Raw genomic sequence first — 13,600 nt, 5'->3', positions numbered from 1 at the left:
GAGTTACCGGACCTACCGGCGATACAGGTGTTACTGGTCCAACTGGCGATACTGGTGCAACAGGATCTACTGGCGATACTGGAATAACTGGAGCTACAGGTGATACCGGAGCAACAGGTCTAACTGGTGATACTGGAGCAACCGGACTTACAGGTGATACCGGAGCAACAGGACCTACAGGTGACACCGGAGTTACAGGTCCAACTGGCGATACTGGAATAACTGGAGCTACTGGAGACACAGGTGCAACAGGACCTACTGGTGATACTGGAATAACTGGATCTACTGGAGACACAGGTGCAACAGGACCTACTGGTGATACTGGAGTAACTGGACCTACAGGTGATACTGGAGTAACCGGTGCTACTGGAGATACCGGAGTAACCGGACCTACTGGTGATACTGGAGTTACAGGTCCAACTGGCGATACTGGAATAACAGGAGCTACAGGTGATACCGGAATTACCGGCCCTACTGGAGACACTGGAGTTACCGGACCTACTGGTGATACTGGAATAACTGGAGCTACAGGTGATACCGGAGTTACCGGACCTACCGGCGATACAGGTGTTACTGGTCCAACTGGCGATACTGGTGCAACAGGACCTATTGGTGATACTGGAGCAACCGGCCCTACTGGAGACACTGGAGTTACCGGATCTACTGGTGATACCGGAGTTACCGGACCTACAGGTGACACAGGTGCAACAGGACCTACTGGTGATACTGGAGCAACCGGACTTACAGGAGATACTGGCGATACAGGTGTTACAGGACCTACTGGCGATACTGGAGCAACCGGACCTACCGGCGATACAGGTGTTACTGGTCCAACTGGCGATACTGGTGCAACAGGATCTACTGGTGATACTGGAGTAACCGGACCTACTGGAGATACCGGAGTAACTGGATCTACTGGCGATACTGGAATAACTGGAGCTACAGGTGATACCGGAGCAACAGGTCTAACTGGTGATACTGGAGCAACCGGACTTACAGGAGATACCGGAGTTACAGGACCTACTGGTGATACTGGTGTAACTGGACCTACTGGCGATACTGGTGCAACAGGATCTACTGGTGATACTGGTGCAACAGGATCTACTGGTGATACTGGTGCAACAGGATCTACTGGTGTTACTGGTCCAACTGGATCTACTGGTGTTACTGGTCCAACTGGCGCAACAGGATCTACTGGTGATACTGGAGTAACCGGACCTACTGGAGATACCGGAGTAACTGGATCTACTGGCGATACTGGAATAACTGGAGCTACAGGTGATACCGGAGCAACAGGTCTAACTGGTGATACTGGTGCAACAGGACTTACAGGAGATACCGGAGTTACAGGACCTACTGGTGATACTGGTGTAACTGGACCTACCGGCGATACTGGTGCAACAGGATCTACTGGTGATACTGGAATAACTGGAGCTACTGGTGACACAGGTGCAACCGGCCCAACTGGCGATACTGGAGTTACAGGACCTACAGGAGACACTGGACCTACAGGTGATACTGGTGCAACAGGATCTACCGGTGACACTGGAGCAACAGGACCTACCGGTGATACTGGAATAACTGGACCAACTGGAGCCACAGGATCTACCGGTGCAACTGGAGTCACAGGATCTACTGGTGCGACAGGATTTACTGGTGCAACTGGAGCACCTCAACTGGTATTCAATCAAATTACTGGTTCTACTGGAGTATATCCTCCTATTAACACTGAAGTAACAGTATTATCCGAAACTGTAAACGCAACTGCTGGACAAAATATTAAAATTGATTTGGTTATTGCTATAGACACTATTACAACTGCAAATTCCAGCCAAGTCTTCGATACAAGGCTATATAGAAACGGTACTTTAATTAGTTCAAGAATAATTCAAAGAAATCTTAGCACAGCTGGGACTCAACGTTTCATAGTCCCTAACACTTACGTTGATACAGCACCAACCACTGGTTCTATTCTTTATGAAGTTAGAGTTATTTTTACGACAGCAAATAATGTTACTTCTGCAAGTGCCATTAATAGAAATATTAACTCTATAACTTTCTAATAAATTTTTAACTTTACGGGATGCTTTTTAGCATCCCTTTTTTCAAATTATGTGAAAGTCATAGATTACTTTGATAAATTCGAAATTGTGTGAACTTTATTTTTATATTGGCATATTTTTCATATAACTGGCTAAAGAGTAAACGGTAATTAATTGTAAATCTAAAAAAAAGATATCCTCAAAAGTAATATTGAAGTTAAACAATTCCTCAGTTTAACTTCTCTTTCAACAGTACCAATTAACAACTCTGTCACCTTACTCCTCTTCCTTCTTGAAACCCTGAAATTTACAATATCACTTGGAGTTATTACCCATGAGCTGTAACTTTCACTTATGCTGTCGTAATTACAATGACTAGTACCAATATTAATCCTGCCACTGAAAATACTAGAACTTTAAATATAACAATTTGGGATAATTAAAATGCCCGTATTATATATAGGCAATCTTTTCTTTTTAAACACTTCATTTGTGTCAAAACGTTTTTGATACCATATTATATAATGTAAAACTTAAAAGAAGGTGGTTATTTGATAACTATTAGTCTTTGCATGATAGTTAAAAATGAAGAAGATGTAATAGCAAATTGCTTAGAATCTGTAAAAGATATAGTTGACGAAATAATAATTGTAGATACTGGTTCTCAGGATAAAACAAAAGAAATTGTAGGAAAATACACTTCAAAACTTTATGATTTTAAATGGATTGATGATTTTTCAGCCGCAAGAAATTTTGCTTTTAGTAAAGCTACTAAAGATTATATTCTTTGGCTAGATGCTGATGATGTTGTATTACCTGAGGATGCAGAAAAATTTAAAATATTAAAGGAAACATTAGATCCTTCTGTTAATTCTGTAACAGCAAAATATAATATAGGATTTGATGAATATGGAAATGTAACTGCCACTTATAGACGTAATCGCTTAGTTAAAAGAAGTAATAATTTTCAATGGTTTGGTTTTGTTCATGAATATCTCGCAGTTGGAGGAAATATAATCAATAGTGAAATTGCAATTACTCATAGGAAGTTAAAGCAAACTCCAAAACGAAATCTTGAAATTTATCAAAATAAATTAAAAGAAGAAAGAGTTGAATTTACACCAAGAGATATTCTATACTACGGTAATGAATTATATGACCATAGAATGTTTGATGAAGCTCTCAAATACTATAATCAATTTCTGGACTCAAAGCAGGGTTGGTTTGAAGATAATATCAGAGTCTGTGAAAAAATATGCGATTACTATCAATCGATAGATAAGGTAGAATATGGGAGAAAATACGCATTTAGGAGCTTTGAATATGACACTCCTAGAGCTGAGGCTTGCTGTAAAATAGGCTTTTCTTTTTTGCATGAAAAGAAATATAAGCAGGCAACTTTTTGGTATGAACAGGCTACAAAGCTAGAAAAGCCAAAAGATAGCTGGGGATTTTTCAATGATGCATGTTGGACATGGCTACCTCATTTACAGTTATGTGTTTGTTATGATAGACTTGGAGATCATAAATTAGCATATGATCATAATGAAATTGCTGCTAAATTTAGGCCTGATGATTCACGCATATTATATAACAGAAACTATTTTAAAAGTATAGGAATTGGTTAATAATATTAAATGTGTAGAATATTTCTAAGTTACTTTGCACTTTTATTTAGCTAAAAAAATAATAGATCGATATAAATATATTCGATCTATTATTTACTTTATTGATGCTTAATTCATAAATTCTAGTATCCTTTTTATACCTTCCTTAAACTTAACATTACATTCCCATCCTGTATTCTGTTTTAATTTATCTACAAGCGCCTCAAAACTCATTACCATCTCATTATTATAAGGTATTGCTCCAAATTGCAATTTACTTTTTGATTTACAGACATTTTTCATATCTATTAAAAATTCTTTAAGTCTTCTACTTTCACCACTTGCGATATTGTATATTCCATCAGCACATGAAGTATTTGCAAGCAGATACATTGCTCTAGCTAAATCTTCTACATAAATAAAATCCCACATTTGTTCACATCTTGTTAATTGTATATTTTCATTTTTCATCATCTTATAGAATGTAGACATAACGAGTGTTTTTTCATAGTCATAAATACCATATACACTAAATATTCTTGCCCAGATAAATTTAATATTATTTTCTGCTGCAATCTGGTTAAGAGTCTCATAAGCTTTTAGTTTAGCTTTTCCATATTCGTCTATGGGTTTTAAGCTATGAGTTTCGCTAATTTTTCCTATGCATTTACCGTACTCAGCCTGTGAGCCAGAACCTATGAATGTATCACATCCTAATAACTTAGCTGCTTTCATTGCATTTATTGCAGCGTAATAGTTTTTTTCTTGAATAGCAGCATCATTACGATATGGCAATCTCGTGCCGTTCCAAGCTAGATGATAAAATATATCTGCTTTTTTTAGTTTAATTTTCTCCGTAATCTTTTCTATTTCACTCATATCAATTTCAATAACTGTTAAAAAGTCACTTTTAGGCAATCTATTTAAGTTTTTTGAATTAGGTCTAGCTATAGCTATAACATTAAAATCGTTTTTTAGATATTCTTTAATTAAATGTATTCCTATAAAGCTAGTAGCCCCAGTTATCACTATATTATTTATAACTTATCCTCCCCTTTTTTCTTATGAAATTTTGAATTATAAATTAGTAGAACTAGGTTTATGCTAGCCCTACTGAACTTAGATATTACAAATTTTTATTAACCTATTAAGGTGCTCTCTATCTAAAGGGGGATCTTGATCATATATTGGTTTATTTACAGCAAGTTTTGGATATAAATAAGTAGTATCAGTTAAGGCAATTTCTATAAAACAAGGATTTTCATCTGCTAATACATTTGAACATTTTGAAATTTCTTCGACTGAATTTATTTTTATATATCTTAAACCATAGGCTTCTGCAATTTTTTCAAAATCAGGTGTTATATATCCCATTTCCTTTTTAGTTTGTACAAAATTAGAATTAAGGTACATTTCTTGAAAATGACGGATCATTCCTAATGACTTATTATTAAGTACTATTACCTTAACAGGTATATTTTCTCTTGCTATAAATTGAAGCTCTTGAATATTCATCTGCAATCCACCATCACCATTGAAAGAAATAACATTTTTTCTACTTCCATAATACGCACCAATAGAACATGGAAGTGAATATCCCATTGCACCATGCCCTCCAGAAAAAATCATTCTTTGATTATTTTTAATAACAAAAGACTGAGCTATCCACACCTGATTTTGACCCACGTCAGTTGTTATAATAGAATTATCTGGAACAATACTGGAAAATTCTTTTACAATGTTATTTTCATATTGTGAATCAATATCTTTAAGTTCCTCTTTTATTTTAATACATGCATTTATCCATTTTTTGTAATTAATCTTCAATTTAAATTCATCTGTAATCAATATTGTCATAATTTTATCTAAATCTGCTAAAACTGATATTTCATCATCTTTTATTCTATTTATGAGTTCGAAATTATCAATATCCACCCTTAAAAGCTTAGCATTCTTTGCAAAAATCTTAAGATTGCTGCCCGTTTGTCTGCAATCAAGTCTAGAGCCTAAGCTTATAATTAAATCACTATTTGATATTATAAAATTTGCACATCTATGCCCGTAGGCACCTATAAATCCATAATTGTTTTTAGCAGTACCAGATAATACATCTCTTCCAATCATACTTGTAACAACAGGAATTCCTGTTATATTTGCAACTTTTCTAAACTTTTTAACAACATTTGCAATGTTGATACCATTTCCAGCTAAAATAACAGGCTTTTTAGATGACTTAAGCATTTCTAACATAGTATTTTTCACATTATCATAGTCCAAATTATCCTCTTCACTATTATTTGATTCATAAAATTTTAAATCTTCAGAAATAATATCAGCTCTTTGAATATTCAGTGGAATATCAAGTAAGACTGGTCCTTTTCTACCATTGCAGCTTAGATAAAATGCTTTTTCAAGTTCATATTTAATATCTTTTTCATTTTCAATCTTTGCTGCATATTTTGTAATAGGTTTTACAATACTTACTATATCGGTTTCCTGAAATCCTTTTTGCCTTACAGGCAGACTACCTTTTGATTCATAAGTATTAACCTGCCCTGTAATAAAAACACAAGGTATAGAATCAAAATAAGCATTTGCAATACCAGTAACTAAATTTGTAGCCCCTGGTCCACTAGTAGCGTATGCAATTCCAGGTTTATTTGAAATTTGTGCATATCCGCAGGCTGAAAATGCAGCCCCTTGTTCATGATAATTTAGATGGATTGAAATGTGCTCTTTATATTTGTTAAATGAATCCATAAGGTGTGTTACCATTCCACCTGGATATCCAAATACATCGCTAATTCCTCTCTCAATAAGAAAAGTTACAATATAATCACTTACTTTCACATTACAATTCCTCTCATAATTGGTTATTAACTGCTTCTTTAATTGCATCGGCCATGTAATTTATCATATCATTAGTCATTTCTGGATATACTCCAATCCAAAAACTGTCCCTCATAATTTTATCTGTGTTTGTAAGACTTTCAACAATACGATATCCATTACCAGTTGCTCTCATTTCATCAAAACATGGATGTTTTATTAAATTTCCTGCAAACAGCATTCTCGTTTGAACACCTTTATTTTCAATATATTGAACAAGTTTGTTCCTATCTACTCCTTTTTTACATGTGATAAGAAAACCGAACCAGCTTGGAGCAGAATTCTTACAAGGAATAGGCAGAATAAGTTTATCTTCTACTTCTAATAATTTTTCTCTTAATTCTTTAAAGTTCGTGCGCCTTTTCTCAATAAATGCTGTTAACTTCTTCAGCTGTGCGCATCCAATAGCAGCCTGCATATCAGTTGCTTTTAAATTATAACCAAAATGTGAATATACATATTTATGATCATAGCCTAGAGGTAATTCTCCATACTGCTTGTCAAACCGATGATTACAATAGTTGTCCATTCCTGGAGGACAGACACAATCTCTCCCCCAGTCTCTAAGTGAACGAATTATTTTATTTAATAGTGGATTATTTGTATATACTGCTCCACCTTCACCCATGGTCATGTGATGTGGAGGATAGAAGCTGGAAGTACCAATATCTCCAATAGTACCAGTAAACTTTTGATCTCCATTTAGTGTATATTTTGCTCCCAAAGCATCACAATTATCTTCAATGAGCCATAAATTATTTTTATTGCAAAAATCTTTAACTGAACTTAAGTCAAATGGATTTCCTAATGTATGAGCTACCATAACTGCCTTAGTCCTATCTGAAAGGGCCTTTTCGAGCATTGTTACATCTATATTATATTGAGGAATTGTAACATCTATAAAAACAGGTACTGAGCCAAATTGAATTATAGGAGCTACTGTAGTTGGAAATCCTGCGGCAACGGTAATTATTTCATCCCCCTTTTTAACAGCTCTATTACCTAAAAGTGGTGAAGTAAGTGTCATAAAAGCAATTAAATTGGCACTTGAGCCTGAATTAACGAGACTACAATATTTTATATCTAGAAACTTAGAAAATTCATTTTCAAATTGAGCAGTATATCTTCCTGCTGTAAGCCAAAACTCAAGTGAACTATCCACAAGATTTACCATTTCTTCCTCATCATAAACTCTAGCTGCATAAGGAATTCTTTGTCCTTTTTCATAATTAGATTTTTTATGATATTTATTACAGTATTCACGAACAAGCTTTAGGATTTCCATTTTATATTTTTCTTTATTTAATTCATCTGACATAATTAGTCTCCTTATAGAAAAATTCTATTATCTGCCTACTCATACATTCGTTTACGTCATCTTTTTTTAAATAACACTTTCCCCACTCAACGGTTTTTTCTATTGCAGTTTCTATATTCCATCGCGGTTCCCACCCAAATATAGTTTTTATCTTTGAACAATCCAATTTTAAAAAACTTGCTTCATGAGGACCATCAATAAATTTATTTTGCCAAATCATCCCTTCTCCCCATTTTTTGCAGAACAATCGTACTAAATCTAAAGTTGTTATGCAGTCATAATCATTAGGGCCAACATTGTAATATCCAGAATATTTTATATCTTCATATTGCTTTTGTACTATCATAAGATATGCGCCTATTGCTTCTAGAACATGCTGATATGGCCTAATTGAATAAGGATTCCTTACGCTAATAGGCTGCTTTATTTTAGCAGCTCTAATGCAATCAGGAATTATTCTATCACTTGCAAAATCCCCTCCACCTATCACATTACCAGCTCTAGCTGTAGAAATAGCAGTTTTTTCTTCTGAAAAGAAAGAACTTTTATAACTATGAGTAACGAGTTCAGAACATGATTTACTATTAGAATAAGGGTCAAATCCATCGAGTTGTTCATTTTCACGATATCCCCATTCCCACTCATTATTTTTATAGACTTTGTCTGTAGTGACATTTAAAAATGACTTTACACATTCATTTTTTCTGATACATTCAAGTATGTTAACTGTCCCCATTACATTAGTTTCATAAGTTACGACAGGATTTTTGTAACTATCAATCACAATAGGTTGAGCTGCAAGATGAAATACTATTTCCGGTTTATATTTACCGAAGACTTCCATGAGTTTTTCTAAATCTCTAATGTCTCCAATTATAGAATTAAATTCCTTACCAATTCCAGAAAGTTCAAATAAGTTTGGCTTAGTAGGAGGAGCTAGTGAATATCCTATAACTTCCGCTCCAGATTGGACAAGTATTTTGCAAAGCCAGGCTCCTTTAAATCCAGTATGACCTGTTACTAGAACTTTCTTCTCCTTATAAAAATCAAGATTTATCACCATTTTTTCCATGGTGCATCACCACTTTCCCATAATGCTTCAAGCTGCTGTTTATCCCTCTGTGTATCCATGCATTTCCAAAAACCTTTATGTCTATATGCCATAAGCTCTCCAAGTTTTGCAACAGTTTCTAAAGGAGCTTTTTCGAATACTGTGGCATCACCGTCAATATAATCAAATATTTTAGTATTTAACACCATAAAGCCTCCATTAATCATACTTCCACAATTATCATTCTTTTCGCTAAAGGAATTAATCACATTATCTTTATTTATATCAAGAACCCCAAATTTCTGTTCAATACTTATTGCTGTCATAGTAACTGTTTTTCCATGAGTTTTATGAAATTTAACTAATTCAGAAATATCAACATCGCTAACTCCATCTCCATATGTAAGCATAAATGTGGAATCATTGATGTATTTTTGTATTCTTTTAATACGTCCTCCTGTCATGGTATTAAGACCTGTATCAACTAGAGTAACTTTCCAAGGTTCTGAAAAATTACTATGTACAGTCATCTTATTACTTTTGCCAAAATTAAAAGTAACATCACTTCCATGTAAATAGTAATTTGAAAAATACTCTTTAATAATGTGTGACTTATATCCACAGCAAATTACAAAATCATTGTAACCATAATTAGAATATATCTTCATAATATGCCATAAAATAGGCATACCTCCGATTTCAATCATAGGCTTAGGTCTCAAATGACTTTCTTCTGAAATCCTTGTTCCAAATCCGCCTGCTAATATAACAACTTTCATATATGACGCCTCTATTACTTATTTATATACTTATATGCGTTATAAAAAAAGGTTATGCGAAATAATCAATGATACAACGCTTCCAGCAAAATTAAATAATGTATTTTGTATTCAACTACAATAAGTCATCATAGTATATACTAAACAATTCTTTAGAATGAAATTATATAGTGCTTAATAGAAATAGCATTAAAAATCCAGAACATTATTATTAAATAGAGGTGTAATAAATGACTGTCGAGAAAAAATTAAATAATATTTCATGTAAGAACTATTGTGATATGCATAATATGAAATATTCCATTATAAAAAATGAACATCTTCAAAGATTATATATACCAGATTACAGAGATACTCCAAATTTTATTAATCATGTAGATGTACAATACCCAGAAATTCTTATTTCTGAATTAAACAATGTTAATATAATTGGCTCTAATTATATTATTTTTGATAAAGATAATTTTTGTATTTATGACATTGCACTTAAAGATAATGAGAACAAATTTGATTTGAAAATTAACAATACAATTTCTGTTGAGAAAAATACTACTTGTATTCAATATGAGGAGCCTACTTGTAACATTGAAGAAGGAATAATGCTTATATCTGGCTGCGCTTTTAATTTTTCTCATTTTCACACAGAAGTACTTTCTAAATTATGCCTTATTAATGAGGTTGAAGAATATGCTGATATACCAATATTAATTGATGAAATTTGCTTTAGTATTCCACATTACTTAGAAGAATTACAAATGTTAAATAAAAATGGCCGCAAAATAATTTATCTACGTAAGGGATGTTGCTATAATGTAAAGAAACTCATATATCTTTCAGATTTAGCAATGTACCCAATTGAAATAAAGAGAGGGTACCCACTTAATTATAAAGATTCTATTTTAAACGATTTATGTATTAATCCATTAAATAAAGCATTAGCAATTGAAAATAATATATTTAGAAAAATATATATATCCAGAAGAAATTCATACAATCCTAGATTAGAAAATCAAGATATCATTGAGCAGATTTTTACAGAGCATGGTTATGAAATCATCTATCCTGAATTTATGTCTTTTACTGATAAATTAAATATATTTTCAGAAGCAGAATTCATAGCTGGTCCATTTGGTGCTGGCTTTACAAATATTATATTTGCAAATAAAAACGCAAAAATTATATGCATACAGCCTAAAGCTATAGCATCACCTTGGATTTCTAATATATCTGGTATATTAGGGCAGGAATCATATTTCATAGATGCAGAATTATCTAAAATAACTCCGCACAGATATTGGCAGAACTCATTCAACACTGATGCAGAATTCGTAAGAAATCTTTTAGAACAATTTTAACAAGTATATATCTTAGCGTGCAGGATTATTCTATTAACCTGCACATTTTTATTAAATATACAATACTATAAACTCTATTATGATTAAATTTTCTGTAACACTCACATTATGAAATTCATAAAATGTATTAATTTTATTATGATTCTAATTAAATGATTAATATTACAATATTATTGCCAAATTGAAAGGTGTCTTATAATTAATGTATGTAAAAAAGTTTTAAACAATATTACTTGTAAAGAGTATTGTAATGCTCATAATTATATATATTCTGTTATAAAAGAGGAACACTCTCAAAAAATATATTAACCAAACTATAGTGATATTCCTAAAGCTATTAATTCTATTGATAGTAAATTTCCTGAAATCTATGTGTCAGAATTATGCAATGTAAACATAATTGGTGGAAACTATATAATTTTTGATGATGATAATTTTTGCATTTATGAACTTGCTTTTTCAGATAAAGACGATAAATATGATTTAAAAACTAATAATGTTATTAATTTAAACGATAATATTTTTCTTGTGGGCTATACTGAATCTAATGAAGTCATAGGGGAAGGGATACGCTTCTTCTAATTATTCTCATTTTCAAATAGAAGTAGTCTCTTAATTATTACTTGTGAATGAAATTGAGGAATATAATAATATTCCAATATTAGTTGATGCTGCTTGTTTTTTAATACCTCAGTTAAAACAAGAATTAGATGTGCTAAATAGAGAAGGCAGAAAAATTATTTCTTTAACTTACGGTTATGAATATAAAGTAAAAAAGCTAATATACATTTCAAATTTAGCAAGTTACCCATTAAATCTAAAACCTGGCTTTCTAGTCAAATACGATGACATTATATTCTAGATGGATATCTTTCAGGGCACTCTAATCAGCCATATTATCAAGGTACATTCATGTTAAATGAAGAATATTTAAATAACTTTCTAAGTAATATCTAAAAAACTAAGTAGATGGGGGTAAAGATGAAAGAAAATAAAATCGCATTTATTACTTGTGTAAATGATGAAACTCTATATGAAAAAAGCCTATCATATATTAATAAACTCCAAATACCTATGGGTATTGAACTTGAGATAATAGCTATAAGAAATGCAAAAAGTATGACCTCTGCATACAATGAAGCAATTCAAAAAAGTGACTCTAAATATAAGGTTTATCTTCATCAGGATGTTTATATACAAAATAACAATTTTATAAATGAAATAGTGAATATATTTAAAAAAGACGGAAGTATAGGAATAATAGGTATGGTTGGAGCCAAAATCATTCCGGTATCAGGAATATGGTGGGATGATCCATGTAAAATAGGGACAGTCTATGATAGTCATAGAGGTACTATGGAGTTATTAGCTTTTAATGATATCAATGATTTATATTCAGAAGTCAAAGGAATAGATGGACTTATAATGATAACACAATATGATGTGCCATGGAGAGAAGATATTTTTGATGGCTGGCATTTTTATGATGCTTCACAAAGTATTGAATTTATAAAGCATGGATTTAAAGTTGTAGTTCCTAATCAGAAAATTCCGTGGTGCATTCATGATTGTGGAATTGTAACTACATCAAATGGCTTTGAGAAATATCAAAATATGTTTTTAGATAATTATTCTAAGGATATATTTCCTTTAGTCAGTATACTAATTCCGGCTTACAATCAAACAAAATATCTAAAATTAGCACTTGACTCAGCTCTAAATCAGACTTATCGAAATACTGAAATCATTATATGTGATGACAGTACTAATAATGATGTGCAAACCTTGATTGAACAATATATGTTAAAAACCAATAAAATTAAGTATTTTAACAATGGTGGTCCGCTAGGTGATAGAGGTAAGATTAATCTTGGTAAATGCTTTAAAGAGTCATCAGGTGAATATATAAACTATTTATTACATGATGATCTTTTGAATTTAAATAAAATAGATAGAATGATTAACTATTTTCTCTATGATGATACCTTGTCTTTAATAACAAGCTATAGAAAAATGATTGATGAAGATGGTAATTATTATAATGATAATTTTAGAACAGTCCGCCAGTATCCCTATGATGTCCGCTTAACAGGAGAAGAATCAGGAAAGAAAATTCTTTTATCAATGATTAACTATATTGGTGAAATGACTACTGCTATGTTTAGACGAAAAGCTCTAGAATTTGACTGCGAAAAATATAACATTATAGATTATGATAAAAATGAAATATATTGCCTAGGCGATATATCCTTGTGGTTAAAATTATTACAGAAAGGGAATATGATTTATATTTCCGAACCTTTAAGCAATTTTAGAATTCATAGTTCTCAAAGCATTCAAGATACTACGTTAATCTTTTGGGCTTCAATTGACTTTTTTAAAATGATTATTTCTTCATATGAAAATAAATTTTTCCTTAAGGATAAAAAGGAACTTATCCAATGTCTTATGGCATGGTATAAAGAATATCATGGAGACTTAATTAGATTTATTGAACAATATAATAATGACTCTGAAAATAACTCAGAAGTAATTAAACTTAAAAATGAATATATAAGT

Annotated in this window: 11 protein-coding genes; 6 read left to right on the top strand and 5 right to left on the bottom strand. The window is 32.2% G+C overall.

From position 1 onward, the window contains the following. Positions 1 to 2,063: collagen-like domain-containing protein (locus CLCHR_RS22060; protein WP_139376285.1), on the top strand; the 2,063-nt coding region annotated here is incomplete at its 5' end. 551 nt (positions 2,064 to 2,614) lie between these two features. Beyond that, a complete protein-coding gene (locus tag CLCHR_RS22055; protein WP_242966179.1) occupies positions 2,615 to 3,670 on the top strand; it encodes a glycosyltransferase in 1,056 nt (351 codons plus the stop codon). 108 nt (positions 3,671 to 3,778) lie between these two features. On the opposite strand, the gene CLCHR_RS22050 is transcribed toward CLCHR_RS22055, so the two are convergent. The 5 genes from CLCHR_RS22050 to rfbF all read right to left on the bottom strand — a co-directional run bounded on the left by CLCHR_RS22050 (position 3,779) and on the right by rfbF (position 9,686). Then, on the bottom strand, positions 3,779 to 4,678 hold the full coding sequence (locus tag CLCHR_RS22050) for an NAD-dependent epimerase/dehydratase family protein (protein ID WP_242966178.1): 900 nt from the start codon (positions 4,676 to 4,678) through the stop codon (positions 3,779 to 3,781). 90 nt (positions 4,679 to 4,768) lie between these two features. After that, positions 4,769 to 6,499 (bottom strand): thiamine pyrophosphate-binding protein, encoded by a 1,731-nt coding sequence (locus CLCHR_RS22045; RefSeq protein ID WP_079442059.1) that lies wholly within the window; start codon positions 6,497 to 6,499, stop codon positions 4,769 to 4,771. A gap of 13 nt (positions 6,500 to 6,512) precedes the next feature. Further along, positions 6,513 to 7,856 (bottom strand): lipopolysaccharide biosynthesis protein RfbH, encoded by a 1,344-nt coding sequence (gene rfbH, locus CLCHR_RS22040; RefSeq protein ID WP_079442058.1) that lies wholly within the window; start codon positions 7,854 to 7,856, stop codon positions 6,513 to 6,515. Beyond that, a complete protein-coding gene (gene rfbG, locus CLCHR_RS22035; RefSeq protein ID WP_079442057.1) occupies positions 7,846 to 8,928 on the bottom strand; it encodes a CDP-glucose 4,6-dehydratase in 1,083 nt (360 codons plus the stop codon). The genes rfbH and rfbG overlap by 11 nt, the downstream gene beginning before the upstream one ends. Further along, positions 8,913 to 9,686, bottom strand: coding sequence for a glucose-1-phosphate cytidylyltransferase (gene rfbF / locus CLCHR_RS22030; RefSeq protein ID WP_079442056.1), 774 nt, complete (start codon positions 9,684 to 9,686; stop codon positions 8,913 to 8,915). The genes rfbG and rfbF overlap by 16 nt, the downstream gene beginning before the upstream one ends. 230 nt (positions 9,687 to 9,916) lie before the next feature. Between rfbF and CLCHR_RS22025 the strand changes: the two genes are divergently transcribed. The 4 genes from CLCHR_RS22025 to CLCHR_RS22015 form a co-directional block, all read left to right on the top strand. Next, positions 9,917 to 11,041, top strand: coding sequence for a glycosyltransferase family 61 protein (locus CLCHR_RS22025; protein WP_079442055.1), 1,125 nt, complete (start codon positions 9,917 to 9,919; stop codon positions 11,039 to 11,041). Between the two features lie 372 nt (positions 11,042 to 11,413). After that, positions 11,414 to 11,623: a hypothetical protein gene (locus CLCHR_RS25360; protein ID WP_242966177.1), complete on the top strand. Its 210-nt coding sequence runs from the start codon at positions 11,414 to 11,416 to the stop codon at positions 11,621 to 11,623. A 43-nt stretch (positions 11,624 to 11,666) separates the two neighbouring features. Beyond that, the gene (locus CLCHR_RS25355; RefSeq protein WP_242966176.1) at positions 11,667 to 11,903 is read left to right on the top strand and encodes a hypothetical protein; all 237 of its coding nucleotides are present in this window, start codon (positions 11,667 to 11,669) and stop codon (positions 11,901 to 11,903) included. Positions 11,904 to 12,022: 119 nt separating this feature from the next. Further along, positions 12,023 to 13,600: glycosyltransferase (locus CLCHR_RS22015; protein WP_242966175.1), on the top strand; the 1,578-nt coding region annotated here is incomplete at its 3' end.

Origin of the sequence: Clostridium chromiireducens (genome assembly GCF_002029255.1) — a bacterium.
GTDB lineage: Bacteria > Bacillota > Clostridia > Clostridiales > Clostridiaceae > Clostridium > Clostridium chromiireducens.
Note: the sequence above shows the minus strand (reverse complement) of the source record. Positions and strands in the feature narration are given on the sequence as shown.

Bases quoted from the DNA above. Each gene is read 5' to 3' on its own strand.
- CLCHR_RS22055 (WP_242966179.1), top strand. From the start codon at position 2,615: ATGATAGTTAAAAATGAAGAAGATGTAATAGCAAATTGCTTAGAATCT.
- rfbH (WP_079442058.1), bottom strand. From the start codon at position 7,856: ATGTCAGATGAATTAAATAAAGAAAAATATAAAATGGAAATCCTAAAG.
- rfbG (WP_079442057.1), bottom strand. From the start codon at position 8,928: ATGGAAAAAATGGTGATAAATCTTGATTTTTATAAGGAGAAGAAAGTT.
- rfbF (WP_079442056.1), bottom strand. From the start codon at position 9,686: ATGAAAGTTGTTATATTAGCAGGCGGATTTGGAACAAGGATTTCAGAA.
- CLCHR_RS22025 (WP_079442055.1), top strand. From the start codon at position 9,917: ATGACTGTCGAGAAAAAATTAAATAATATTTCATGTAAGAACTATTGT.